Origin of the sequence: Parageobacillus toebii NBRC 107807, assembly GCF_003688615.2 — a bacterium.
Classification (GTDB): domain Bacteria; phylum Bacillota; class Bacilli; order Bacillales; family Anoxybacillaceae; genus Parageobacillus_B; species Parageobacillus_B toebii.
Genome location: NZ_CP049703.1, coordinates 1020473 through 1046530 on the forward strand (window position 1 = coordinate 1020473; position 26058 = coordinate 1046530).

Annotated in this window: 33 protein-coding genes and 1 other annotated feature; all 33 genes read left to right on the forward strand. The window is 42.3% G+C overall.

Annotation, left to right across the window (positions count from 1 at the left end):
- The first annotated feature begins 3 nt into the window (after positions 1 to 3).
- The 33 genes from DER53_RS05200 (at position 4) to rplE (ending at position 26051) form a co-directional block, all read left to right on the forward strand.
- Complete coding sequence (locus DER53_RS05200) at positions 4 to 423, forward strand: Mini-ribonuclease 3 (RefSeq protein ID WP_062756070.1); 420 nt, start codon at positions 4 to 6, stop codon at positions 421 to 423.
- A gap of 2 nt (positions 424 to 425) precedes the next feature.
- Complete coding sequence (rlmB, locus tag DER53_RS05205; protein ID WP_012748866.1) at positions 426 to 1163, forward strand: 23S rRNA (guanosine(2251)-2'-O)-methyltransferase RlmB; 738 nt, start codon at positions 426 to 428, stop codon at positions 1161 to 1163.
- A gap of 4 nt (positions 1164 to 1167) precedes the next feature.
- Positions 1168 to 1680 carry an NYN domain-containing protein gene (locus DER53_RS05210; RefSeq protein ID WP_012748867.1) on the forward strand — a complete coding sequence of 171 codons (513 nt, stop codon included), beginning with the start codon at positions 1168 to 1170 and terminating at the stop codon, positions 1678 to 1680.
- Between the two features lie 69 nt (positions 1681 to 1749).
- Positions 1750 to 2400 carry an RNA polymerase sporulation sigma factor SigH gene (gene sigH, locus DER53_RS05215; RefSeq protein WP_062677080.1) on the forward strand — a complete coding sequence of 217 codons (651 nt, stop codon included), beginning with the start codon at positions 1750 to 1752 and terminating at the stop codon, positions 2398 to 2400.
- Positions 2401 to 2489: 89 nt separating this feature from the next.
- The gene (gene rpmG, locus DER53_RS05220; RefSeq protein ID WP_012748869.1) at positions 2490 to 2639 is read left to right on the forward strand and encodes a 50S ribosomal protein L33; all 150 of its coding nucleotides are present in this window, start codon (positions 2490 to 2492) and stop codon (positions 2637 to 2639) included.
- A 42-nt stretch (positions 2640 to 2681) separates the two neighbouring features.
- Positions 2682 to 2864: a preprotein translocase subunit SecE gene (secE, locus tag DER53_RS05225; protein ID WP_012748870.1), complete on the forward strand. Its 183-nt coding sequence runs from the start codon at positions 2682 to 2684 to the stop codon at positions 2862 to 2864.
- 128 nt (positions 2865 to 2992) lie between these two features.
- Positions 2993 to 3526, forward strand: coding sequence for a transcription termination/antitermination protein NusG (gene nusG, locus DER53_RS05230; protein ID WP_012748871.1), 534 nt, complete (start codon positions 2993 to 2995; stop codon positions 3524 to 3526).
- Between the two features lie 247 nt (positions 3527 to 3773).
- A complete protein-coding gene (gene rplK, locus DER53_RS05235; protein WP_012748872.1) occupies positions 3774 to 4199 on the forward strand; it encodes a 50S ribosomal protein L11 in 426 nt (141 codons plus the stop codon).
- A gap of 108 nt (positions 4200 to 4307) precedes the next feature.
- Positions 4308 to 5009 carry a 50S ribosomal protein L1 gene (gene rplA, locus DER53_RS05240; RefSeq protein ID WP_012748873.1) on the forward strand — a complete coding sequence of 234 codons (702 nt, stop codon included), beginning with the start codon at positions 4308 to 4310 and terminating at the stop codon, positions 5007 to 5009.
- A 47-nt stretch (positions 5010 to 5056) separates the two neighbouring features.
- Positions 5057 to 5210: a sequence feature (ribosomal protein L10 leader region), on the forward strand.
- 44 nt (positions 5211 to 5254) lie between these two features.
- On the forward strand, positions 5255 to 5755 hold the full coding sequence (gene rplJ, locus DER53_RS05245) for a 50S ribosomal protein L10 (RefSeq protein ID WP_062756068.1): 501 nt from the start codon (positions 5255 to 5257) through the stop codon (positions 5753 to 5755).
- Between the two features lie 53 nt (positions 5756 to 5808).
- Positions 5809 to 6174, forward strand: coding sequence for a 50S ribosomal protein L7/L12 (gene rplL / locus DER53_RS05250; protein WP_041269549.1), 366 nt, complete (start codon positions 5809 to 5811; stop codon positions 6172 to 6174).
- A gap of 102 nt (positions 6175 to 6276) precedes the next feature.
- Positions 6277 to 6879: a class I SAM-dependent methyltransferase gene (locus DER53_RS05255; protein ID WP_062677083.1), complete on the forward strand. Its 603-nt coding sequence runs from the start codon at positions 6277 to 6279 to the stop codon at positions 6877 to 6879.
- 221 nt (positions 6880 to 7100) lie between these two features.
- Entirely contained in the window at positions 7101 to 10658 is a 3558-nt protein-coding gene (gene rpoB, locus DER53_RS05260; RefSeq protein WP_062756067.1) for a DNA-directed RNA polymerase subunit beta, read from the forward strand.
- Between the two features lie 139 nt (positions 10659 to 10797).
- The gene (gene rpoC / locus DER53_RS05265) at positions 10798 to 14397 is read left to right on the forward strand and encodes a DNA-directed RNA polymerase subunit beta' (protein ID WP_062677085.1); all 3600 of its coding nucleotides are present in this window, start codon (positions 10798 to 10800) and stop codon (positions 14395 to 14397) included.
- Positions 14398 to 14529: 132 nt separating this feature from the next.
- A complete protein-coding gene (locus tag DER53_RS05270; protein WP_062677086.1) occupies positions 14530 to 14778 on the forward strand; it encodes a 50S ribosomal protein L7ae-like protein in 249 nt (82 codons plus the stop codon).
- 104 nt (positions 14779 to 14882) lie between these two features.
- On the forward strand, positions 14883 to 15305 hold the full coding sequence (gene rpsL, locus DER53_RS05275) for a 30S ribosomal protein S12 (RefSeq protein ID WP_062677087.1): 423 nt from the start codon (positions 14883 to 14885) through the stop codon (positions 15303 to 15305).
- Between the two features lie 37 nt (positions 15306 to 15342).
- A complete protein-coding gene (gene rpsG, locus DER53_RS05280; RefSeq protein ID WP_012748881.1) occupies positions 15343 to 15813 on the forward strand; it encodes a 30S ribosomal protein S7 in 471 nt (156 codons plus the stop codon).
- A 157-nt stretch (positions 15814 to 15970) separates the two neighbouring features.
- Positions 15971 to 18049 carry an elongation factor G gene (gene fusA, locus DER53_RS05285; RefSeq protein ID WP_062756065.1) on the forward strand — a complete coding sequence of 693 codons (2079 nt, stop codon included), beginning with the start codon at positions 15971 to 15973 and terminating at the stop codon, positions 18047 to 18049.
- A gap of 146 nt (positions 18050 to 18195) precedes the next feature.
- Complete coding sequence (gene tuf / locus DER53_RS05290) at positions 18196 to 19383, forward strand: elongation factor Tu (RefSeq protein ID WP_062756063.1); 1188 nt, start codon at positions 18196 to 18198, stop codon at positions 19381 to 19383.
- A 295-nt stretch (positions 19384 to 19678) separates the two neighbouring features.
- A complete protein-coding gene (rpsJ, locus tag DER53_RS05295) occupies positions 19679 to 19987 on the forward strand; it encodes a 30S ribosomal protein S10 (protein ID WP_003247558.1) in 309 nt (102 codons plus the stop codon).
- A gap of 20 nt (positions 19988 to 20007) precedes the next feature.
- Complete coding sequence (rplC, locus tag DER53_RS05300; protein WP_012748884.1) at positions 20008 to 20643, forward strand: 50S ribosomal protein L3; 636 nt, start codon at positions 20008 to 20010, stop codon at positions 20641 to 20643.
- A 29-nt stretch (positions 20644 to 20672) separates the two neighbouring features.
- Positions 20673 to 21296, forward strand: a complete 624-nt coding sequence (gene rplD, locus DER53_RS05305; protein WP_062756061.1) for a 50S ribosomal protein L4 — start codon at positions 20673 to 20675, stop codon at positions 21294 to 21296.
- Complete coding sequence (rplW, locus tag DER53_RS05310) at positions 21296 to 21583, forward strand: 50S ribosomal protein L23 (protein WP_012748886.1); 288 nt, start codon at positions 21296 to 21298, stop codon at positions 21581 to 21583. Before rplD ends, rplW begins: the two co-directional genes overlap by 1 nt.
- Positions 21584 to 21609: 26 nt before the next feature.
- The gene (rplB, locus tag DER53_RS05315; RefSeq protein WP_062677092.1) at positions 21610 to 22440 is read left to right on the forward strand and encodes a 50S ribosomal protein L2; all 831 of its coding nucleotides are present in this window, start codon (positions 21610 to 21612) and stop codon (positions 22438 to 22440) included.
- A gap of 57 nt (positions 22441 to 22497) precedes the next feature.
- Entirely contained in the window at positions 22498 to 22776 is a 279-nt protein-coding gene (gene rpsS / locus DER53_RS05320; protein WP_003247570.1) for a 30S ribosomal protein S19, read from the forward strand.
- Positions 22777 to 22794: 18 nt separating this feature from the next.
- Positions 22795 to 23136: a 50S ribosomal protein L22 gene (gene rplV / locus DER53_RS05325; protein WP_012748888.1), complete on the forward strand. Its 342-nt coding sequence runs from the start codon at positions 22795 to 22797 to the stop codon at positions 23134 to 23136.
- 3 nt (positions 23137 to 23139) lie between these two features.
- Positions 23140 to 23796 carry a 30S ribosomal protein S3 gene (gene rpsC / locus DER53_RS05330; RefSeq protein WP_012748889.1) on the forward strand — a complete coding sequence of 219 codons (657 nt, stop codon included), beginning with the start codon at positions 23140 to 23142 and terminating at the stop codon, positions 23794 to 23796.
- A gap of 2 nt (positions 23797 to 23798) precedes the next feature.
- Positions 23799 to 24233, forward strand: coding sequence for a 50S ribosomal protein L16 (rplP, locus tag DER53_RS05335; protein WP_012748890.1), 435 nt, complete (start codon positions 23799 to 23801; stop codon positions 24231 to 24233).
- Complete coding sequence (gene rpmC, locus DER53_RS05340; protein ID WP_003247579.1) at positions 24223 to 24429, forward strand: 50S ribosomal protein L29; 207 nt, start codon at positions 24223 to 24225, stop codon at positions 24427 to 24429. The genes rplP and rpmC overlap by 11 nt, the downstream gene beginning before the upstream one ends.
- 23 nt (positions 24430 to 24452) lie before the next feature.
- A complete protein-coding gene (rpsQ, locus tag DER53_RS05345; protein ID WP_003247581.1) occupies positions 24453 to 24716 on the forward strand; it encodes a 30S ribosomal protein S17 in 264 nt (87 codons plus the stop codon).
- 50 nt (positions 24717 to 24766) lie between these two features.
- Positions 24767 to 25135, forward strand: a complete 369-nt coding sequence (gene rplN / locus DER53_RS05350) for a 50S ribosomal protein L14 (protein ID WP_003247583.1) — start codon at positions 24767 to 24769, stop codon at positions 25133 to 25135.
- 37 nt (positions 25136 to 25172) lie between these two features.
- A complete protein-coding gene (gene rplX, locus DER53_RS05355) occupies positions 25173 to 25484 on the forward strand; it encodes a 50S ribosomal protein L24 (protein WP_012748891.1) in 312 nt (103 codons plus the stop codon).
- 27 nt (positions 25485 to 25511) lie between these two features.
- A complete protein-coding gene (rplE, locus tag DER53_RS05360; protein WP_012748892.1) occupies positions 25512 to 26051 on the forward strand; it encodes a 50S ribosomal protein L5 in 540 nt (179 codons plus the stop codon).
- Positions 26052 to 26058 lie beyond the last annotated feature (7 nt).

The following is a 26058-nucleotide window of genomic DNA, read 5'->3' on the forward strand; positions in this document are numbered from 1 at the left end:
GCGATGAGTCTTTTACAGCCGATCAAAGATGTAAAACAACTAAACGGATTAGCGCTTGCTTACATTGGGGATGCCGTATACGAACTTTATGTACGGCATCACCTTCTTTCAAACGGAAGTGTGAAGCCGCATCAGCTTCATAAACAAGCGATTCAATATGTATCAGCGAAAGCACAAGCAAAAGTGTTGTTAACATTATTAGAAAATGAATTATTAACAGAAGAAGAGCAGTCGGTCGTTCGCCGAGGAAGAAACGCCAAATCTGGTACGATTCCCAAAAACACGGATGTGCAGACGTACCGATATAGTACAGCATTTGAAGCGCTTATTGGCTATCATTTTTTAGGAAATAATGAAAAACGAGTTGAGGAGATTATTCGCTGTTCTTTTGCGATTATTGAAGGTGAGGAAAGGGAGTTGTAGCAATGGATTTTATTATTGGAAAAAATCCTGTCATCGAGGCATTGAAATCAGAAAGGGAAATTAACAAGATTTGGATAGCAGAAGGTGTGCAGCGCAACTCTATCCAACCGATTATTCAGCTTGCTAAGCAAAATGGTGTGCTTGTGCAATATGTTCCGAAAAAAAAGCTTGATCAAATGGTGGAAGGGGCGCACCAAGGAGTTGTCGCTCAAGTTGCGGCGTACCGTTATTACGAGGTGGATGATTTATTTGCGCGAGCATCCGAAAAAAACGAACCGCCATTTTTTCTCATTCTTGATGAATTGGAAGATCCACATAACTTAGGTTCGATTATGCGAACGGCTGATGCCGTAGGCGCCCACGGAATCATTATTCCGAAACGCCGTTCTGTAGGATTGACAGCAACGGTAGCAAAAGCTTCGACAGGTGCGATCGAATATGTCCCCGTTGCGCGAGTGACGAATTTAGCGAGAACGATTGATGAATTAAAAGAGCGCGGTGTATGGATTGTTGGAACAGATGCCAAAGCAAAAGATGACTATCGCTCCCTTGACGGAACGATGCCGCTGGCTCTTGTCATTGGCAGTGAAGGAAAAGGAATCGGAAGGCTCATTTTAGAAAAATGCGATTTTCTCATTCATTTGCCGATGAGAGGGCATGTTACGTCATTGAATGCTTCTGTCGCTGCAAGTCTTCTCATGTATGAGGTGTACCGCAAACGTTATCCGCAAGGAGAATAAATCGATGAATATTCTGATTGTCGATGGCTATAACATGATCGGTGCTTGGCCGGAGCTTCGCAAGCTGAAAGAGGAGGATGACCTTGCTGCGGCAAGGGATTTATTGATTTCCAAAATGGCCGAGTACCAAGGATTTACTGGAGATCAAGTCATTATCGTTTTCGATGCGCACCTCATACAAGGGAATGAGAAAAAATATAAAGATCATCAAGTCGAAGTTATTTTTACCAAAGAAAATGAGACAGCGGATGAACGGATTGAAAGGTTAGCAAAAAGCTTAATTAATGTGCAAACAAAGGTGTATGTCGCCACGTCGGATTATACGGAGCAATGGACGATTTTTAGTCAAGGGGCGTTGCGTAAGTCGGCACGTGAACTTTTAGTCGAAATGGAGTCTATCGAAAAGGCTATTTCAAAAAAATTACAAAATATACAAGAACAAACTCCTATGTCTAAAGTTCCATTGACAGATGAAATTGCTGAAATTTTCGAAAGATGGCGAAGAGGGCAAAAATGAGCGGTTGACGCTGTAAAAATTTGTACTGTATAATAAATTCTAGTGATTTATGCGGTCGGGGGGATCAGCGTGTGCGATTGCTTCAAAGAAAAAACATATAAAAACTATAAACATTTGGAAGATGAGCAATTAGTTGAACTTGTGCATCAAGGGGATGGAGATGCGCTAGATTTTTTGATTCATAAGTATCAAAATTTTGTACGTGCCAAAGCGCGCTCTTATTTTTTAGTCGGCGCCGATCGGGAAGATATCATTCAAGAAGGAATGATTGGTTTATATAAGGCGGTTCGCGATTTTAAAGGGGACAAGCTTTCCTCTTTTAAAGCGTTTGCAGAACTTTGTATTACAAGGCAGATGATCACTGCAATTAAAACAGCGACAAGACAAAAACATATTCCGCTTAATTCTTATGTATCTTTGGATAGACCTATTTATGATGATGAATCAGACCGGACGCTGATGGATGTCATTTCTGGAACGAAAGCGATGGATCCAGAAGAACTGATCGTCAATCGCGAGGAAGTCGATGATATCGAGGTGAAAATGACCGAACTGCTCAGCGATTTGGAGCGGAAAGTGCTTGCTTTATATTTAGATGGTCGCTCATATCAAGAAATTTCTGAAGAGCTAAATCGCCATGTCAAATCGATTGATAACGCCCTTCAGCGCGTAAAAAGAAAACTGGAAAAATATTTGGAATATCGTGAAATTAGTCTTTAGGAGAAGACTTTTATTTTCCTGAAGTCATTGACATAGGAATACGTGTATGGTAAATTTTTATGGACATCCTTTAGAACGGTGGGACATTCATGAGGAAAAAAATTATTTTAGCTTGCAGTCAATGCAATAGTCGAAATTATGTTACAATGAAAAACGTCAACCGTTGTCAAGAACGCTTTGAAACGAGCAAATTTTGCAAAACTTGCAATATGCATACGACCCACCGCGAAACGAAATAAAGCAATGTGGGCAGCTCGTAGGTTTGTTGGAGGTTACTAATCATGCAACGAATAATGAATTTTTTTAAAGAAGTAGCACGGGAAATGAAAAAAGTAAGCTGGCCAAGCCGAAAAGAACTTGTCAATTATACGGCTATTGTATTGGCCACCGTTGTGTTTTTTACGGTCTTTTTCGCTATTGTTGATCTAGGTATTTCTAAATTAATTCGTCTTGTTTTTGAATAAGTCTTTTGCCCATATGATATAATGAAAGATAATAAAGCGAACGTATAGCCCGGTAACGGGTTTTTGTTTTGCTTAAAAAAGGAAACCAAACCGATTTAGGGAGGGAAAGGACAGTCAAGTCCTCATCGATGGAGAAAAATTGGTATGTCATTCATACGTATTCAGGCTATGAAAATAAAGTAAAAGCCAACTTGGAAAAGCGCGTGGAATCAATGGGTATGCAAGATAAAATTTTTCGCATCGTCGTTCCTGAAGAAACGGAAACAGATACAAAAAACGGAAAGAAGAAGGCAACAAAGAAAAAAGTATTTCCAGGGTATGTGTTAGTGGAGATGGTGATGACCGATGATTCCTGGTATGTAGTACGCAACACGCCAGGAGTAACAGGGTTTGTTGGATCAAGCGGGGCAGGTTCAAAACCAACGCCACTTCTTGAAGAGGAAGTCGAAATGATTTTAAAACGAATGGGTATGCCGTTGACGGAGATCGATGTAGACTATGAATTAAATGAAACGGTAAGGGTGAAAGAAGGTCCTTTTGCTAACTTTACCGGTAAAATTGAAGAGATCGATCTAGATAAGAGAAAAGTAAAAGTGCTTGTCAATATGTTTGGTCGCGAAACACCAGTGGAATTTGAGTTTTCACAAATTGAAAAAATATAATGGAAAACAACTTGCAATCGAAATAGAAAAGTGATAATATTTTAAAGTCAGTATGTCTCGTGAATCGAGGCAAACAATTGGTTTGCATTTGGCAATGAACTTATACAAGTTTGTATAAGGGAGCGTTTTTCTAACACGCAGATCCTCTCAACCGAAACGAGAGAATACGGAAAAGGGCTATAGTTAGCCTTATGAGTGGGAGGGACAATCCCTAATACCACATCACGGACTTAAGGAGGTGTGTCTCGTGGCAAAAAAAGTTATAAAAGTCGTGAAACTACAAATTCCTGCAGGTAAAGCAAATCCGGCACCACCAGTTGGTCCAGCGTTAGGTCAAGCCGGTGTTAATATTATGGCATTTTGTAAAGAGTTCAATGCTCGCACAGCTGACCAAGCGGGTTTAATTATTCCGGTTGAAATTACGGTTTTTGAAGACCGTTCATTTACATTTATTACGAAAACTCCGCCAGCTGCAGTATTATTGAAAAAAGCGGCCGGCATTGAATCTGGTTCTGGTGAACCAAACCGTAATAAAGTAGCGACAATCAAACGCGATAAAGTGCGCGAGATTGCCGAAATGAAAATGCCGGATTTAAACGCAGCGAGCATCGAAGCTGCGATGCGCATGGTTGAAGGTACAGCCCGCAGCATGGGTATTGTTATCGAAGACTAATGTGCATAAAGTTGGCTGAGGAGGTTGCGACTATAAGGAGAAATCCTTTTCGCAACCTTTATTCGTGGGAGGTCATTCCGCTAAAACCACAATAAGGAGGAATTTTACATGCCAAAAAGAGGAAAAAAATATTTAGAAGCAGCAAAGCTTGTGGATCGCTTCAAAGCGTATCCGATTGCAGAAGCAATTGAACTTGTGAAGAAAACAAACATTGCGAAATTCGACGCTACAGTAGAAGTTGCGTTCCGTTTAGGTGTTGATCCGAAAAAAGCCGATCAGCAAATTCGCGGTGCGGTTGTATTGCCTCATGGTACAGGAAAAGTACAACGCGTATTAGTATTCGCGAAAGGCGAAAAAGCAAAAGAAGCGGAAGCAGCTGGCGCTGATTACGTTGGCGATACAGAGTATATCAACAAAATTCAACAAGGTTGGTTCGATTTTGACGTTGTTGTCGCTACTCCAGATATGATGGGTGAAGTTGGTAAATTAGGACGTATTTTAGGTCCGAAAGGGTTAATGCCAAACCCGAAAACAGGCACTGTTACATTTGATGTTGCGAAAGCGGTGCAAGAAATTAAAGCTGGTAAAGTAGAATATCGCGTTGATAAAGCCGGCAACATTCATGTACCGATTGGTAAAGTGTCATTTGATAACGAGAAACTGGCAGAAAACTTCACTACGATTTACGAGGCGATTTTAAAAGCAAAACCAGCCGCTGCAAAAGGTACTTACGTGAAAAACGTAACGATTACTTCAACGATGGGCCCTGGCATCAAAGTAGACCCGTCTACAGTAGCGGTAGCGCAATAAATATTGACTTCTTTCAATCCTTTTAGTAAAATGTTTTTTGTCTGAAAAAATGAATATCATTTGTACCGTAGACAGTAGGTGCTCTTAGGAGCTTAATATCCTACCGAGGTATTTGTACGATAGAAAAACGCGTTCAAGGTCATTTTGCGCGTTTTACGATACCTCCATGTCTACGTGGCATGGAGGTTTTTTGTTGATGCGGTATAAGTGGTGTTTTCATTTTATCTTCCACAGGAGGTGTAAAAATGAGCAGTGCGATCGAACTCAAAAAACAAATTGTAGCAGAGATAGCTGAAAAATTCCGCGCCAGCAAATCTACGGTTATCGTAGACTACCGCGGCTTAAACGTAGCGGAAGTTACAGAACTTCGCAAGCGACTTCGCGAAGCAGGCGTTGAGTTCAAAGTGTATAAAAACACATTAACTCGCCGTGCGTTAGCGGAAGTTGGCTTAGAAGGATTAAATGATGTACTTACTGGGCCAAATGCGATTGCATTTAGCAAAGAAGATGTTGTAGCGCCTGCGAAAATTTTAAGCGAATTTGCTAAAGACCATGAAGCGCTTGAAATTAAAGCAGGTGTCATTGAAGGCAACATTGCAACACTTGAAGAAATCAACGCGCTTGCAAAACTTCCTTCCCGCGAAGGCTTGCTTTCTATGTTGCTTAGCGTTCTTCAAGCTCCAATTCGCAACTTTGCGCTTGTTGCAAAAGCAGTTGCGGACAAAAAAGAGGAACAAAGCGCATAATTTCTCTTTCGTTTATGCTATAAAACCATAATGATATTAAGGAGGAACTGATGATGACAAAAGAACAAATCATTGAAGCGGTTAAAAATATGACTGTATTAGAATTAAACGAATTAGTAAAAGCAATTGAAGAAGAGTTCGGCGTCACTGCTGCTGCTCCTGTAGTAGTTGCTGGCGGTGCTGCTGGCGGCGATGCTGCTGCTGAAAAAACTGAATTTGATGTTATTCTTGCTGACGCTGGTGCGCAAAAAATTAAAGTTATCAAAGTTGTTCGTGAAATCACTGGCCTTGGCTTGAAAGAAGCAAAAGACTTAGTTGATAACACTCCAAAACCAATTAAAGAAGGCGTTTCTAAAGAAGAAGCAGAAGAAATCAAAGCGAAACTTGAAGAAGTTGGCGCTAGCGTAGAAGTGAAATAATTGTCATTCGCGCAGAAAAAGCTCGCTGAAACCAGCGGGCTTTTTTATTTATAAGAAAATGGGTATGATGAAAATAAATCAGTAAATAGAAGGGTGATGTCATTGAGCGAACATTATTACTCTTCCACTCCATCGTCGGAAAGCAATCCCCATACGTGGGCATTTACATTGCGGGGCAATGAACTGACGTTTACGACAGATAGTGGTGTATTTTCGAAACGAGAAGTTGATTTTGGGACACGCTTGCTTATTGAAACGTTTGAAGAACCGAAAGTAGATGGTGATTTTTTAGATGTAGGTTGCGGATACGGTCCGATCGGTTTATCTATTGCCAAGGCATTTCCAAACCGACATGTAGACATGATTGATATAAACAAACGTGCTCTTGAGCTGGCAAATGAAAATAAACATGCTAACCATATTACCAACGCTTCCATTTATGAAAGTGATTTATTTGCGCAAGTAGGAGATAAAAAGTTTGCTGCGATTTTGACAAATCCACCGATTCGCGCTGGGAAACGTGTTGTTCATGCCATTTTTGAACAAAGTGCTGCCTATCTTTATCCTAACGGAGAATTATGGGTTGTGATTCAGAAAAAACAAGGGGCTCCTTCTGCATTAAAAAAACTGCAGGAAATATTCTCGTATGTAGAAGTTGTGACAAAGAAAAAAGGATATTATATCATAAAGTCAAAAAAATGTTGACAGTATTCTATGGTTGTGGTAGTATTATAAAATGCTAAATATGTACATTTCATCGCAAGGATATGACGTATAATTTTATCCATAATGGGAAGAATGATAAAATCAATAAACAGGTAAAAATATGGTTTTCTATAATAGAAACCATTTTCTTTTTTTCTCCATTATAGCTGAAGGTTTACCTTCCATTTTGATTAATGTTTAAATTTTGAGGGGTGAATCAGTTGACAGGCCGACTAGTTCAATATGGACGACACCGCCAACGAAGAAGTTACGCGCGTATTAGTGAAGTGCTAGAATTGCCAAATCTTATTGAGATTCAGACTTCCTCTTATAAATGGTTTCTTGATGAAGGATTGCGGGAAATGTTTAAAGAAATTTCCCCGATTGAAGACTTTTCCGGTAATCTTTCTCTTGAGTTTATTGATTATAGTTTAGGGGAGCCAAAATATACTGTTGAAGAGGCAAAAGAACGCGATGTTACATATGCCGCACCACTTCGCGTAAAAGTACGTTTAATTAATAAAGAGACTGGTGAAGTAAAAGAACAAGATGTCTTTATGGGCGATTTTCCGTTAATGACAGAAACAGGAACGTTTATCATTAACGGGGCGGAACGTGTTATTGTGTCACAGCTTGTCCGCTCTCCAAGCGTTTATTATAGTGAAAAGGTTGATAAAAACGGAAAACGCGGTTATTCGGCAACGGTTATTCCGAACCGCGGTGCGTGGTTAGAATACGAAACAGACGCAAAAGATGTTGTATATGTCCGTATTGATCGCACTCGTAAACTACCAGTTACGGTGCTTCTTCGTGCGCTCGGGTTTGGTTCCGATCAGGAAATTATCGATTTAATCGGTGATAATGAATATCTTCGCAACACGCTTGAAAAAGATAATACGGATAGCACTGAAAAAGCGCTCATTGAAATTTACGAGCGTTTGCGTCCAGGTGAACCACCGACGATTGAAAACGCGAAAAATTTGTTAATCTCCCGCTTTTTTGATCCAAAACGTTATGACTTAGCAAGCGTTGGACGTTATAAAATTAACAAAAAACTTCATATTAAAAACCGTCTGTTTAACCAACGTCTTGCCGAAACATTGGTAAATCCGGAAACTGGTGAAATCATTGCGGAAAAAGGAACGCTTATTGATCGAAGAACGTTAAATCGAATTTTACCGTACCTTGAAAACGGCGTTGGATTACAAGTTTATAAACCTGTCGGTGGCGTAGTGGATGAAGAATTTGCGTTACAGTCTATTAAAATTTATTCACCAAACGACGCGGATGGAGAAAAAGTTATTAATGTCATCAGCAACGGCTATATTGCCGAAGATGTGAAACATATTACTCCTGCGGATATTATTGCTTCGATTAGCTATTTCTTTAACTTATTACACGGAGTCGGTGACACGGATGATATTGACCATTTAGGAAATCGCCGTCTTCGTTCTGTCGGCGAATTATTGCAAAACCAATTCCGGATTGGCTTGTCACGCATGGAGCGAGTGGTTCGTGAGCGCATGTCCATTCAAGATACAAACACGATCACTCCGCAACAGCTGATTAACATTCGTCCTGTCATTGCAGCGATTAAAGAGTTTTTCGGAAGCTCACAGCTTTCACAATTTATGGACCAAACGAACCCGCTTGCTGAATTGACGCATAAACGCCGCCTTTCTGCGTTAGGACCGGGTGGTTTAACTCGTGAACGCGCAGGTTTCGAGGTGCGTGACGTTCACTATTCACACTATGGACGAATGTGCCCGATTGAAACACCTGAAGGTCCAAACATTGGGTTGATCAACTCACTATCTACGTATGCAAAAGTAAATAAATTTGGTTTTATCGAAACGCCATATCGACGTGTCGATCCGGAGACAGGAAGAGTTACCGATCAAATTGATTATTTAACAGCCGATGAAGAAGATAACTATGTTATAGCACAAGCGAACGTCCCTCTAGCGGAAGATGGAACGTTCTTAGAAGAAAATGTAGTTGCTCGTTTCCGCGGGGAAAACATTGTCGTAAAACGCGACCGCGTCGACTATATGGACGTATCGCCAAAACAAGTTGTATCAGCAGCGACAGCCTGCATTCCATTTTTGGAAAACGACGACTCGAACCGTGCGCTTATGGGAGCGAACATGCAGCGTCAAGCAGTTCCATTGTTAGAGCCAGAAGCGCCAATTGTCGGTACAGGAATGGAATATGTGTCCGCAAAAGACTCCGGTGCCGCTGTTATTTGTAAACATCGCGGTATTGTCGAACGAGTGGAGGCAAAGGAAATTTGGGTTCGCCGCCTCATTGAAGTGGACGGAAAAGAAGTAAAAGGTGATCTTGATAAATATCGTCTTTTGAAATTCGTTCGTTCGAACCAAGGGACTTGTTACAATCAACGCCCGATTGTGAAAAAAGGCGATATCGTTGAAAAAGGAGAAATTTTAGCAGATGGTCCATCCATGGATAAAGGTGAGCTTGCACTCGGCCGCAACGTACTGGTTGCCTTTATGACATGGGATGGATACAACTATGAAGACGCGATTATCATGAGCGAACGTCTTGTCAAAGAAGACGTATATACGTCCATCCATATCGAGGAGTATGAAGCAGAATCCCGTGATACAAAACTTGGTCCGGAAGAAATCACGCGCGATATTCCAAACGTCGGTGAAGACGCGCTACGGAACTTGGACGAACGTGGAATTGTCCGCATTGGCGCGGAAGTAAAAGACGGTGATTTGCTCGTTGGTAAAGTAACACCGAAAGGAATGACGGAGCTTACAGCAGAAGAACGGCTGTTACATGCTATTTTCGGTGAGAAAGCGCGCGAGGTGCGTGATACGTCTCTTCGAGTTCCACATGGTGGCGGCGGTATTGTCCTTGATGTGAAGGTCTTTAACCGCGAGGACGGAGATGAGCTTCCGCCAGGTGTTAACCAGCTTGTCCGTGTTTATATCGTGCAAAAACGGAAAATTTCCGAAGGCGATAAAATGGCAGGACGCCATGGAAACAAAGGGGTTATTTCGCGAATTTTACCGGAAGAAGATATGCCGTTCTTACCAGACGGTACTCCAATTGATATTATGTTAAACCCTTTAGGCGTTCCGTCGCGTATGAATATCGGGCAAGTGTTCGAATTGCATCTCGGTATGGCAGCGAAGAAGCTCGGCCTCCATATTGCATCGCCAGTATTTGATGGGGCTATGGAAGAAGACGTATGGAACATTTTAGAAGAAGCAGGAATGCCGCGTGACGCAAAAACGGTTTTATACGATGGCAGAACGGGTGAGCCGTTTGATAACCGCGTATCTGTCGGTATTATGTACATGATTAAGCTTGCTCACATGGTTGACGATAAGCTTCATGCCCGTTCAACGGGACCGTACTCGCTCGTTACGCAGCAACCACTTGGCGGTAAAGCGCAATTTGGCGGGCAGCGCTTCGGCGAAATGGAAGTGTGGGCGCTCGAAGCGTATGGCGCTGCATATACATTGCAAGAAATACTTACAGTCAAATCGGACGATGTCGTCGGTCGTGTGAAAACATATGAAGCAATCGTCAAAGGTGAGAACATACCAGAACCAGGTGTGCCGGAATCGTTTAAAGTGTTGATTAAAGAGCTGCAAAGCTTAGGTATGGATGTAACCATTTTGACTAGCGACGAAAAAGAAATTAATATGGAAAACTTTGATGAAGATGATGATCATAGCGCGGATGCCATTGTTCCAGAAGTGAAGTCGACAGAGAACGAAAAAGATGTCGTCACAAAAGAATAAGCTTATTGAACGGTGATGGGGGAGTTGATCCTCCATCACTTTCAAGATGTTATGACTCACAAAAGAACGTTCACTACTAACCTTTATTTCATAAAAGCAATCGAGGCAAAACCGAGTGATAAAGAGGGAGGTATACCCCTTGCTAGATGTAAATAAATTTGAGTACATGAAAATCGGGCTCGCTTCACCGGAGAAAATCCGTTCTTGGTCGTACGGTGAAGTAAAAAAACCAGAAACCATTAACTATCGTACATTGAAACCAGAAAAAGACGGATTATTTTGTGAGCGTATTTTCGGACCAACAAAAGATTGGGAATGTCATTGTGGAAAATATAAGCGCGTACGTTATAAAGGTGTTGTCTGCGACCGTTGCGGTGTCGAAGTGACTCGCTCGAAAGTCCGTCGTGAACGGATGGGTCATATTGAACTAGCAGCTCCTGTTTCACATATTTGGTATTTCAAAGGAATCCCAAGCCGTATGGGACTCGTTTTGGACATGTCGCCACGTGCGTTAGAGGAAGTGATTTATTTCGCTTCATACGTTGTGACTGATCCAGGTGATACGCCACTGGAGAAAAAACAATTGCTTTCCGAAAAAGAATATCGTGCGTATCGTGAAAAATACGGGCAATCGTTCCAAGCCTCCATGGGTGCAGAGGCAATTAAAAAACTTCTTCAAGATATCGACTTAGAAAAAGAAGTGGCAACGTTAAAAGAGGAGTTAAAAACAGCACAGGGGCAGCGACGCGCCCGCATTATTAAGCGGTTGGAAGTGTTAGAGGCGTTCCGGAATTCAGGAAACGATCCTGCTTGGATGGTGCTTGATGTGCTTCCTGTTATTCCTCCTGAATTGCGGCCGATGGTGCAATTAGACGGTGGACGCTTTGCGACATCGGACTTGAACGATTTGTACCGCCGCGTGATTAACCGAAACAATCGTTTGAAACGCTTGTTGGATCTCGGCGCACCAAACATTATTGTGCAAAACGAAAAACGGATGCTTCAAGAAGCGGTCGATGCATTAATCGATAACGGCCGACGGGGCCGTCCGGTAACAGGACCTGGGAACCGTCCGCTAAAATCGCTCTCTCATATGTTAAAAGGGAAACAAGGTCGTTTCCGTCAAAACTTGCTTGGTAAGCGTGTAGACTATTCAGGCCGTTCGGTTATTGTCGTCGGTCCGAACTTGAAAATGTATCAATGCGGCTTGCCGAAGGAAATGGCGCTTGAGCTCTTTAAACCGTTTGTGATGAAAGAGCTTGTCGAACGTGGATTAGCGCACAACATTAAGAGCGCAAAACGGAAAATTGAGCGCGTCCATCCGGAAGTATGGGATGTGTTAGAAGATGTGATTAAAGAGCATCCGGTATTACTTAACCGTGCCCCAACTCTTCACCGATTGGGTATTCAAGCGTTTGAGCCAACGCTTGTTGAAGGTCGCGCGATTCGCTTGCATCCGCTTGTATGTACAGCATATAACGCTGACTTTGACGGAGACCAAATGGCCGTGCACGTTCCGCTATCCGCGGAAGCTCAGGCAGAAGCACGATTGCTCATGCTGGCCGCGCAAAATATTTTGAACCCGAAAGACGGAAAACCAGTTGTTACTCCTTCGCAAGACATGGTTTTAGGTAACTATTATTTAACGATGGAACGTGAAGGAGCAATCGGTGAAGGAATGGTATTTAAAGATACGGATGAGGCGTTGCTTGCGTATCATAATGGTTATGTCCATTTACATTCACGAATCGCCGTTCATGCCGGTTCATTGAAAAATGAAACGTTTACGGAAGAGCAAAATAACAAACTGCTTATTACGACAGTTGGAAAACTTATTTTCAACGAAATTTTACCAAACTCATTCCCTTATATTAACGAGCCGACAACTGAAAATATCGAAGGGCGGACACCGGATAAATACTTCCTCGATAAAGGTGCAAATGTAAAAGAAGAAATTCGCAAGCGCGAACTTGTTCCACCGTTTAAGAAAAAAGTGCTCGGACAAATTATCGCTGAGGTATTTAAGCGGTTCAAAATTACAGAAACATCGAAGATGCTTGACCGCATGAAAGATTTAGGGTTCCAATATTCAACAAAAGCCGGCATTACGATTGGGGTTGCCGACATTGTCGTATTACCGGAAAAACAAGAAATTCTTGAAGAAGCACAAGCAAAAGTCGACACGGTCTTAAAACAATTCCGACGCGGTTTAATTACTGACGAAGAGCGCTATGAACGTGTCATTTCGATTTGGAGCGAAGCGAAAGACAAAATTCAAGACAGACTGATGAAATCGCTCGATAAACGCAACCCAATCTTTATGATGAGCGATTCTGGAGCTCGCGGTAACGCATCAAACTTTACGCAGCTTGCCGGAATGCGCGGTCTCATGGCAAACCCAGCGGGACGCATCATCGAATTGCCGATCAAATCTTCGTTCCGTGAAGGATTAACGGTATTGGAATACTTTATTTCTACACACGGAGCGCGTAAAGGGCTTGCTGATACAGCACTAAAAACAGCAGACTCCGGTTATCTCACAAGACGTCTTGTCGATGTGGCGCAAGATGTCATTGTTCGTGAAGAGGATTGCGGTACGGACCGTGGTATTCTTGCAAGAGCATTAACGGACGGTGCAGAAGTCATTGTCAAACTAGAAGAGCGTCTTGTCGGTCGCTATGCGCAAAAAACGGTGAAACATCCGGAAACAGGCGAAATACTCGTTCGCAAAGACGAAATGATCACCGAAGATATTGCGAACGCGATTATTAAAGCAGGCATTAAAGAAGTATGGATCCGCTCTGCCTTTACATGTAATACAAGACACGGTGTATGTAAAAAATGTTACGGTCGTAACTTGGCGACAGGTGCGGATGTGGAAGTTGGCGAAGCGGTCGGTATTATCGCTGCACAATCGATCGGTGAACCGGGTACGCAGTTAACGATGCGTACGTTCCACACAGGCGGTGTTGCCGGCGACGATATTACCCAAGGTTTGCCGCGTGTTCAAGAGCTGTTTGAAGCACGTAATCCGAAAGGGCAAGCGGTTATTTCAGAAATTGACGGAATCGTCACTTCGATTAACCAAACGCGTGATCGTCAATATGAAATTGTCGTAAAAGGCGAGGTCGAGACACGCTCTTACATTGCTCCTTATAACGCAAGATTAAAAGTAGAGGAAGGACAACAAGTAGAGCGTGGTCAAGAACTTACCGAAGGATCCATTGATCCAAAACAATTATTAAAAGTAAGGGATGTTACGTCCGTTCAAGAATATTTATTGCGTGAAGTACAAAAGGTATATAGAATGCAAGGGGTAGAAATTAGCGATAAACATATCGAAGTAATGGTTCGTCAAATGCTTCGTAAAGTGCGCGTCATTGACGCGGGGGATACAGACGTCCTGCCTGGAACGTTATTAGATGTCCATCAATTTACGGACGTGAACGAAAAAGCGCTTCTTGAAGGAAAACGTCCAGCAACGGCTCGCCCAGTATTGCTTGGTATTACAAAAGCATCGCTAGAAACTGATTCGTTCTTATCAGCGGCATCGTTCCAAGAAACGACACGCGTTTTAACCGATGCGGCGATCAAAGGAAAACGGGATGAGTTGCTCGGCTTAAAAGAAAATGTTATTATCGGCAAGCTTGTTCCAGCAGGAACTGGAATGGCGCGCTATCGTAAAGTAAAACCGGTAATTAAGAAAGAAGCAAATGAGGACGCGGTTACTTCTAAATAATTGGTTGTTACCAGCAAAGGACGATTCCTTTGCTGGTAGCAAATTGTTTAAAAATATAGTTGACAATGTCTTATGAAAATGATAGTCTAATAAAGGTGTTCCGAAAACCTGGTACTTTGGAGGATATGTTACATGTCTTATGAAAAAGTATTGCAGGCTGGAAAAATTGTTGTAGGAACAAAGCAAACAGTAAGAGCTCTGAAAGAAGGAAAGGCGCTGGAAGTTATCGTTGCGGAAGATGCTGATCCATCCATTATCGATAAAGTGATGGAAGCGGCAAAAGAAGCAAACGTTCCAGTTGCGAAAGTGGATTCCATGAAGAAACTTGGGAAAGCATGCAAAATTCAAGTAGGAGCAGCTGCTGTAGCGATCATTCGTTAAAAACCGTTTTTGTGGTTTTTACTACAAAAACTTTGTTTTTGCATAAATAATGAACCGCCTGGATATGTGGGCTTGAGTTTGTATGTGAAGGGAGGAAATTTAATATGCCTACAATTAACCAACTAGTTCGCAAAGGTCGCGAGAAAAAAGTGGTAAAATCAAAATCGCCTGCATTAAATAAAGGGTACAACAGCTTCAAAAAAATACAAACAAACGTGCCTTCTCCGCAAAAACGCGGTGTTTGTACACGTGTTGGCACGATGACTCCGAAAAAGCCAAACTCTGCGCTTCGTAAATACGCGCGTGTTCGTTTAACGAACGGTATTGAGGTAACGGCTTATATCCCTGGTATCGGTCATAACTTGCAAGAACACAGTGTCGTGTTAATTCGCGGCGGACGTGTAAAAGACTTGCCAGGGGTGCGTTATCACATTATTCGTGGTGCCCTAGATACAGCAGGTGTAGCGAACCGTATGCAAGGTCGTTCAAAATACGGCGCGAAAAAACCAAAAGAATCGAAAAAATAATATGAAATAGGATTTTTGGTTGAAAGGAGGAAAAAATATGCCACGTAGAGGTCCAGTTCCAAAACGAGACGTACTACCAGATCCAATTTACAATTCAAAACTAGTGACCCGTCTTATCAATAAAATTATGATTGACGGTAAAAAAGGAAAAGCGCAAAAAATTCTTTATACGGCATTTGATATTATTCGCGAGCGTACGGGTAAAGATCCAATGGAAGTATTTGAGCAAGCGTTGAAAAACGTAATGCCTGTTCTTGAAGTTCGTGCACGCCGTGTTGGTGGTGCAAACTATCAAGTTCCTGTTGAGGTTCGCCCAGATCGTCGCGTTACATTAGGTCTTCGCTGGTTAGTGCAGTATGCTCGTCTCCGCGGTGAAAGAACGATGGAAGAGCGTCTTGCGAATGAAATTATGGACGCTGCAAACAACACTGGCGCAGCTGTGAAAAAACGCGAAGATACACACAAAATGGCAGAAGCAAACAAAGCGTTTGCACATTATCGTTGGTAATTACGGTTCTTTATTGATAATCTACAAGGGAGAATAGGTGATGGTGGCCGGGAAACTTGCCGCCAATTCACCTATATTCCTATATTATTTATTATTATGATTTTGTATTAGCGAATATCACATGATACTTATTTGAAGGAAGGAGAAAATAACCACCATGGCAAGAGAGTTCTCCTTAGAAAACACTCGAAACATTGGGATTATGGCGCATATTGACGCCGGTAAGACGACAACAACAGAGCGCATCTTGTTCTATACTGGCCGTATTCATAAAATTGGGGAAACTCATGAAGGTGCTTCCCAAATGGACTGGATGGAACAAGAACAAGAGCGTGGGATTACGATTACATCTGCTGCGACAACAGCACAATGGAAAGGGCATCGCATCAATATCATCGATACACCAGGGCACGTAGACTTTACGGTAGAAGTTGAACGTTCTCTTCGTGTACTTGACGGTGCGATCACTGTTCTTGACGCGCAATCTGGTGTAGAACCGCAAACAGAAACAGTATGGCGCCAAGCGACTACATACGGGGTTCCACGTATCGTATTCGTTAACAAAATGGATAAAATTGGCGCGGACTTTTTGTATTCCGTAAAAACGCTTCATGACCGCTTGCATGCAAACGCGCATCCTGTGCAATTGCCAATCGGCGCGGAGGACCAATTCTCCGGCATTATTGACCTTGTGGAAATGTGCGCGTACCATTATCATGATGAGCTTGGCAAAAATATTGAGCGCATTGAAATTCCAGAAGATTACCGCGATATGGCGGAAGAATATCGCAACAAGCTCATTGAAGCAGTTGCGGAATTAGATGAAGAGCTTATGATGAAATATTTAGAAGGGGAAGAAATTACAAAAGAAGAATTGAAAGCTGCGATTCGTAAAGCGACGATTAGCGTGGAATTCTTCCCTGTATTTTGCGGTTCTGCATTTAAAAACAAAGGGGTTCAGTTATTGCTTGACGGAGTTGTAGACTATCTTCCTTCTCCTGTGGACATCCCTCCAATTAAAGGGATCGTTCCGGATACAGAAGAAGAAGTAGTTCGTGAAGCAGACGATGACGCTCCATTCGCAGCGTTAGCGTTTAAAGTTATGACTGACCCTTACGTTGGTAAGTTAACGTTCTTCCGTGTGTACTCTGGTACACTAGATTCTGGTTCATATGTCATGAACTCGACAAAACGCAAACGTGAACGTATCGGTCGTCTCCTACAAATGCATGCGAACCACCGTCAGGAAATTTCGAAAGTATATGCCGGTGACATCGCGGCAGCTGTAGGTTTAAAAGATACAACAACAGGGGATACTCTATGTGATGAAAAGAACCTTGTTATACTAGAATCAATGCAGTTCCCAGAACCAGTTATTTCGGTGGCGATCGAGCCAAAATCAAAAGCGGACCAAGATAAAATGGGTCAAGCATTGCAAAAATTACAAGAAGAAGACCCGACATTCCGCGCTCATACAGATCCGGAAACTGGCCAAACGATCATTTCTGGTATGGGTGAGCTCCACCTAGACATCATCGTTGACCGTATGCGCCGTGAATTCAAAGTGGAAGCAAACGTTGGCGCGCCACAAGTTGCTTACCGCGAAACATTCCGTAAATCGGCGCAAGTCGAAGGGAAATTTATCCGCCAATCTGGTGGTCGCGGTCAATACGGTCACGTTTGGATCGAATTTTCGCCAAACGAACGCGGAAAAGGATTCGAATTCGAAAACGCGATTGTCGGTGGGGTTGTTCCGAAAGAATATGTTCCAGCAGTCCAAGCTGGTCTTGAAGAAGCGATGCAAAATGGCGTTCTTGCTGGATACCCAGTTGTCGACATTAAAGCGAAACTATTTGATGGTTCATACCATGATGTCGACTCCAGCGAAATGGCGTTCAAAATCGCAGCTTCGTTAGCGTTGAAAAATGCTGCTGCAAAATGTGATCCTGTGTTGCTTGAGCCAATCATGAAAGTCGAAGTAGTGATCCCTGAAGAATATCTTGGCGATATTATGGGTGATATCACTTCTCGTCGAGGACGCGTAGAAGGTATGGAAGCTCGCGGCAACGCGCAAGTCGTTCGCGCGATGGTTCCACTAGCGGAAATGTTTGGATACGCTACTTCGCTACGCTCTAACACACAAGGACGTGGAACATTCACGATGGTATTTGACCATTATGAAGAAGTTCCGAAAAACATTGCAGATGAAATCATCAAAAAAAATAAGGGTGAATAATTGATTTCTGTCTGCAGTTTCGCTATAAATACTTATGTAAGACTTGGGAGCAAATATGACAAGTGTTTGCTCCCGGGCATTCTATAATTATAAATTTAATTTTTAATTTAAAAATTAATTATTCTAATCTTAAGGAGGATACTATAATGGCTAAAGAGAAATTCGAACGTACGAAACCACACGTCAATATTGGTACTATCGGCCACGTTGACCATGGTAAAACTACGTTAACTGCTGCAATTACAACAGTTCTTGCAAAACAAGGTAAAGCACAAGCTAGAGCATACGACCAAATCGATGCTGCTCCAGAAGAACGTGAACGCGGTATCACAATCTCTACTGCACACGTTGAGTATGAAACTGATAAACGCCACTACGCTCACGTTGACTGCCCTGGTCACGCTGACTACGTGAAAAACATGATCACAGGTGCAGCGCAAATGGATGGCGCAATTCTTGTTGTGTCTGCAGCTGACGGTCCAATGCCACAAACTCGCGAACACATTCTTCTTTCTCGCCAAGTAGGCGTACCATACATCGTTGTATTCTTGAACAAATGCGATATGGTAGACGACGAAGAATTGCTAGAACTAGTTGAAATGGAAGTTCGCGATCTATTATCTGAATATGACTTCCCTGGCGACGAAGTACCTGTTATCAAAGGTTCTGCGTTAAAAGCACTTGAAGGCGATCCACAATGGGAAGAAAAAATTATTGAACTTATGAATGCAGTTGATGAATACATTCCAACTCCACAACGCGAAATTGACAAACCATTTATGATGCCAATCGAAGACGTATTCTCGATCACTGGTCGCGGTACAGTTGCAACTGGCCGTGTTGAACGCGGTACGTTAAAAGTTGGTGACGCTGTAGAAATCGTTGGTCTTGCTGACGAGCCAAAATCTACAACGGTTACTGGTGTAGAAATGTTCCGTAAACTTCTTGACCAAGCAGAAGCTGGTGACAACATCGGTGCGCTTCTTCGCGGGGTATCTCGTGATGAAGTAGAACGCGGTCAAGTATTGGCAAAACCAGGCTCTATCACACCACATACAAAATTTAAAGCACAAGTTTACGTTTTAACAAAAGAAGAAGGTGGACGTCATACTCCATTCTTCTCTAACTACCGTCCACAATTCTACTTCCGTACAACAGACGTTACAGGTATCATCACGCTTCCAGAAGGCGTGGAAATGGTTATGCCTGGTGACAACGTTGAAATGACTGTAGAATTAATCGCGCCAATCGCGATCGAAGAAGGTACAAAATTCTCGATCCGTGAAGGCGGACGTACAGTAGGCGCTGGTTCTGTATCTGAAATTATTGAATAATAACAGCCCTACTAAAAAGCAGGTTTGCAAACGCAAACCTGCTTTTATTTCATTTGCGCAATTTTTTGACAAGTTGAAAATGCTCATTAGCTATGTATAATATAATAAGTGTGTAGAAAAACAAAGAAATTGCTTGCAATCTCGTTTACATATCTGTATAATATCAAATGTTGGTCTTTGACTGCGATGAAGTGGAAGGTTGCTGACACACCCGGTCGCTTTGCCATGGCGAGTGTGCAGGAAATTTCCATGGAGAATGTCTATTTTCAAAATAGGCGAAGAAGGAGGGAAAACAATGGCAAAGGAAAAAATTCGTATCCGTTTAAAAGCTTACGATCATCGAATTCTTGATCAATCTGCTGAGAAAATCGTAGAAACAGCGAAACGTTCCGGGGCAAAAGTGTCTGGTCCAATTCCGTTGCCAACGGAAAGAACTGTTTATACGATTTTGCGTGCTGTTCACAAGTATAAAGACTCTCGTGAACAATTCGAAATGCGTACACATAAACGTTTGATCGATATCGTAAATCCTACTCCACAAACGGTAGATTCATTAATGCGTCTTGACTTACCGTCTGGTGTTGATATTGAAATTAAACTTTAATTTAGCAGGAGGTGTGACGAATGACCAAGGGAATCTTAGGGAGAAAAATTGGTATGACGCAAGTATTCGCGGAAAACGGCGACTTAATTCCTGTAACCGTCATCGAAGCGACTCCAAACGTGGTATTGCAAAAGAAAACAATTGAAAAAGACGGTTACGAAGCGATTCAATTAGGTTTTGAAGATATAAGCGAAAAACGCGCCAATAAACCGCAAATCGGTCATGCTGCGAAAGCGAATACTGCACCTAAGCGCTTCATCCGTGAAATTCGCGGCGCAAATATTGATGAATATGAAGTTGGTCAGGAAGTCAAAGTAGATATTTTCGCTGAAGGCGATATTGTTGATGTTACTGGAATTTCAAAAGGGAAAGGATTCCAAGGCGCAATCAAACGTCATGGACAATCTCGCGGGCCAATGGCACACGGTTCTCGCTATCATCGTCGTCCTGGTTCAATGGGTGCGATTGCTCCAAACCGTGTATTTAAATCAAAAGAATTGCCAGGTCGCATGGGTGGCCAACGTGTAACCATCCAAAACTTGAAAATTGTCAAAGTGGATCCAGAACGCAACCTTCTTCTTATTAAAGGAAACGTACCTGGTCCAAGAAAAGGATTAGTCATCGTTAAAAGCGCAGTGAAAGCAAAAGCAAAATAATACTTTGCTAGGAAAGGAGGAACTATCCAATGCCAAAAGTAGCATTGTATAACCAGAGCGGAGAAACAATCGGAGAAATCGAACTGAACGATTCCGTATTTGGCATTGAGCCAAATAAACATGTGTTATTTGAAGCGGTTGTTATGCAACGTGCTTCTTTGCGTCAAGGAACGCACAAAACAAAAAATCGCGCTGAAGTAAGTGGCGGCGGCCGCAAACCATGGCGTCAAAAAGGTACAGGACGTGCTCGTCAAGGTTCTATTCGCGCTCCACAATGGCGTGGTGGTGGTACGGTATTTGGTCCTGTTCCGCGCAGCTACAGCTATAAGTTGCCGAAAAAAGTTCGTCGCTTAGCAATTAAGTCAGCGTTATCTTCTAAAGTTCTTGAAAACAACATTGTTGTTTTAGATAACTTAACATTAGAAGCTCCAAAAACAAAAGAAATGGTGAAAATCTTAAATAACCTTTCTGTTGATCGCAAAGCGTTAATTGTAACTGATGATGTGAACGAAAATGTCACATTATCTGCACGCAATATTCCTGGCGTTACCGTGGTTACAGCAAACGGCATTAACGTTCTTGATGTATTAAATCATGATAAACTTGTAATCACGAAAGCGGCCGTGGAGAAAGTAGAGGAGGTGCTTGCATAATGAAAGATCCTCGTGATATTATTAAGCGCCCCATCATCACGGAAAACACGATGAATTTAACGGCTCAAAAAAAATATACGTTTGAAGTAGATGTAAAAGCGAATAAAACAGAAGTGAAAGAAGCAGTAGAGAAAATTTTTGGTGTTAAAGTAGAAAAAGTAAACATCATGAACTATAAAGGAAAATTCAAACGCGTTGGTCGTTACAGCGGTTATACAAACCGTCGCCGCAAAGCGATTGTAACGTTAACGCCAGACAGCAAGGATATCGAATTGTTCGAAGTATAGTTTAAAAGCGAAGGAGGGAAACAAACATGGCGATTAAAAAATATAAACCGACGTCAAATGGTCGTCGTGGTATGACAGTTCTTGACTTCTCAGAAATCACAACAGATCAGCCGGAAAAATCGTTGCTTGCGCCATTAAAGAAAAAAGCTGGCCGCAACAACCAAGGAAAAATTACGGTACGTCATCAAGGTGGCGGTCATAAACGTCAATATCGTATTATTGACTTTAAACGTGATAAAGATGGAATTCCAGGACGCGTTGCTACAATCGAGTATGATCCAAACCGTTCTGCAAACATTGCGTTAATTCACTATGCAGATGGTGAAAAACGTTATATCATTGCGCCGAAAAACCTAAAAGTAGGCATGGAAATTATGTCTGGACCAGATGCAGATATTAAAGTGGGTAACGCATTGCCGCTTGAAAATATTCCAGTTGGTACGTTTGTGCACAATATCGAACTAAAACCAGGAAAAGGTGGACAATTGGTCCGCGCTGCTGGTACATCTGCGCAAGTGCTTGGTAAAGAAGGAAAATACGTTATTGTTCGTCTTGCATCTGGCGAGGTCCGCATGATTTTAGGTGCTTGCCGTGCAACAGTTGGGGAAGTAGGCAATGAGCAGCATGAGCTTGTGAAGATCGGTAAGGCAGGTCGCGCTCGTTGGTTAGGTATTCGCCCGACAGTTCGCGGTTCGGTTATGAACCCTGTTGATCACCCACACGGTGGTGGTGAAGGTAAAGCACCAATCGGACGCAAATCTCCAATGACTCCTTGGGGTAAACCAACACTTGGCTTTAAAACACGCAAAAAGAAAAACAAATCGGATAAATTCATTATACGTCGTCGTAAAAAATAACGGGGTTGAACTACGGTTCTTAAGAACCGTAGAGCAATCACGAAGGGAGGTTCATTTATGGGTCGCAGCTTAAAAAAAGGTCCATTCTGTGATGAGCATTTAATGAAAAAAATCGAAAAATTAAATGAAACAGGACAAAAACAAGTGATTAAAACATGGTCTCGTCGTTCCACTATTTTCCCACAATTTGTTGGTCACACGATCGCCGTATACGATGGACGCAAACACGTACCGGTTTATATCACAGAAGATATGGTAGGACATAAACTTGGCGAGTTCGCACCAACACGTACGTTCAGAGGACACGCTGGCGACGATAAGAAAACAAAACGTTAATGAGAGGAGGTTCAACACATGCAAGCTAAAGCTGTTGCACGAACAGTCCGTATTGCTCCTCGTAAGGCACGTTTAGTGATTGACTTAATTCGAGGAAAAGAAGTTGGTGAGGCAGTCGCAATTCTTCGCCACACACCAAAAGCTGCTTCTCCGATTATTGAAAAAGTTTTAAAATCTGCAGTAGCAAACGCTGAACATAACTACGATATGGATGTCAACAAATTAGTGATTACGGAAGCATACGTTGACGAAGGACCAACATTGAAACGTTTCCGTCCGCGCGCAATGGGTCGTGCTAGCGCAATTAATAAACGCACAAGCCATATCACCATCGTTGTTTCAGAAAAGAAGGAGGGATAATCAGTGGGTCAAAAGGTGAATCCGGTCGGTCTCCGCATCGGCATTATTCGTGACTGGGACTCTAGATGGTACGCTGAAAAAGATTATGCGGACCTTTTACATGAGGATCTAAAAATCCGTGAGTATATTAATAAACGTTTGCAAGACGCTGCAGTATCTCGCATTGAAATTGAACGTGCAGCAAACCGCGTTAACATTACGATTCACACAGCGAAACCAGGCATGGTGATCGGAAAAGGTGGTTCAGAAGTAGAGGCGCTTCGCAAGGCATTAACGCAATTAACTGGCAAACGTGTTCACATTAACATCGTTGAAATCAAAAAGCCAGATTTAGATGCGAAACTAGTTGCCGAAAACATTGCACGCCAACTTGAAAACCGCGTTTCGTTCCGTCGTGCGCAAAAACAAGCGATTCAACGTGCAATGCGCGCAGGAGCAAAAGGGATTAAAACGATGGTATCCGGTCGTCTTGGCGGTGCGGATATCGCACGTTCTGAACATTACAGTGAAGGAACTGTTCCACTCCACACGCTTCGCGCTGACATCGATTATGCAACTGCAGAAGCGGATACAACATACGGAAAACTTGGTGTAAAAGTATGGATTTATCGTGGAGAGGTCCTTCCGACAAAAAAGAAAACTGAGGAAGGAGGAAAATAATCATGTTAATGCCAAAACGCGTAAAATATCGTCGTGAACATCGCGGACGCATGAAAGGGCGCGCAAAAGGCGGTACGGAAGTACATTTCGGTGAATACGGATTGCAAGCGCTAGAATCTGCTTGGATCACAAACCGACAAATCGAGGCTGCTCGTCGTGCGATGACTCGTTATATGAAACGTGGCGGTAAAGTTTGGATTAAAATTTTCCCTTCTAAACCATATACAGCAAAACCATTGGAAGTACGGATGGGTTCCGGTAAAGGTGCTCCTGAAGGTTGGGTAGCTGTTGTAAAACCAGGTAAAGTAATGTTTGAAGTTGGCGGTGTTTCTGAGGAAGTAGCACGTGAAGCATTGCGTCTTGCTTCTCACAAACTTCCGATCAAATGCAAGTTTGTAAAACGTGAAGAAATTGGTGGTGAAGCAAATGAAAGCTAAAGAAATTCGTGAACTTACCACTGCCGAAATCGAACAAAAAATTAAAGCGTTAAAAGAAGAATTATTCAACCTTCGCTTCCAATTGGCAACAGGGCAATTAGAAAACACAGCACGCATCCGCCAAGTGCGTAAAGATATTGCACGCATGAAAACGATTATCCGCGAAAGAGAGATTGCTGCGAACGCAAAAAAATAACCGTTTGAGAGGAGGTTTGCGACATGAGTGAGCGCAATCAACGCAAAGTGTACGTAGGCCGCGTTGTATCCGACAAAATGGATAAAACCATTACTGTTCTTGTTGAAACATACAAAAAACATCCGCTTTACGGCAAACGCGTGAAATATTCAAAAAAATATAAAGCGCATGATGAAAACAACATCGCAAAAGTCGGCGATATCGTAAAAATTATGGAGACTCGTCCGCTTTCTGCAACGAAGCGTTTCCGTTTAGTAGAAATCGTTGAAAAAGCAGTTATCGTTTAATCATTATCTATGTTCGGATCGTGATATAATTCCGAAAGGAGGTTTCGTCAATGATTCAACAAGAATCTCGTTTAAAAGTAGCTGATAACTCAGGCGCACGTGAAGTGCTTGTCATTAAAGTATTAGGCGGTTCTGGTCGCCGCTACGCAAACATTGGCGATGTGGTCGTTGCGACAGTTAAAGAAGCGACACCAGGTGGCGTTGTTAAAAAAGGTCAAGTAGTGAAAGCGGTAGTTGTTCGTACGAAACGTGGTGTTCGTCGCTCTGACGGTTCTTATATCCGCTTTGATGAAAATGCTTGCGTCATTATTCGTGATGATAAAAGCCCGCGTGGCACACGTATTTTCGGACCTGTTGCACGTGAATTACGTGACAAAGACTTTATGAAAATCATTTCTTTAGCTCCAGAAGTAATTTAACGGACAGGAAAAGCCTTTTAAGGAGGTGCGAACTGCGATGCATGTAAAAAAAGGTGATAAAGTACAAGTAATCTCCGGCAAAGATAAAGGAAAACAAGGCGTGATCCTTGCTGCATTCCCTAAGAAAAACCGTGTGATTGTTGAAGGTGTCAATATCGTTAAAAAACACGCAAAACCATCTCAAGCAAATCCACAAGGCGGCATTATCACAAAAGAGGCACCAATTCACGTATCTAAAGTAATGCCTTTAGATCCAAAAACGGGACTTCCAACACGTATTGGATATAAGATTGTAGATGGCAAAAAAGTACGTTATGCAAAAAGATCTGGTGAGATTTTAGATAAATAATTGTGATGTCAGAAAGGAGGTACTCTTATGAACCGCCTGAAAGAGAAGTATTTAAAAGAAGTGACTCCTGCTTTAATGAGCAAGTTCAACTATAAATCTATAATGCAAGTTCCAAAAATCGAAAAAATCGTCATCAACATGGGTGTTGGTGATGCGGTACAAAATCCAAAAGCACTTGATAGTGCTGTAGAAGAATTAACATTAATCGCTGGTCAAAAACCGGTTGTAACTCGTGCGAAAAAATCAATCGCTGGATTCCGTCTTCGCGCTGGAATGCCAATCGGTGCGAAAGTGACATTGCGTGGAGAACGCATGTATGATTTCTTAGACAAACTTATTTCTGTATCTCTTCCGCGTGTTCGTGATTTCCGTGGAGTATCGAAAAAGTCGTTTGATGGTCGCGGTAACTATACGTTAGGAATTAAAGAACAATTAATTTTCCCTGAAATTGATTACGATAAAGTAAATAAAGTTCGCGGTATGGATATCGTTATTGTTACTACAGCGAAAACGGACGAAGAGGCTCGTGAACTATTAACATTACTCGGTATGCCATTCCAAAAATAATGAATCC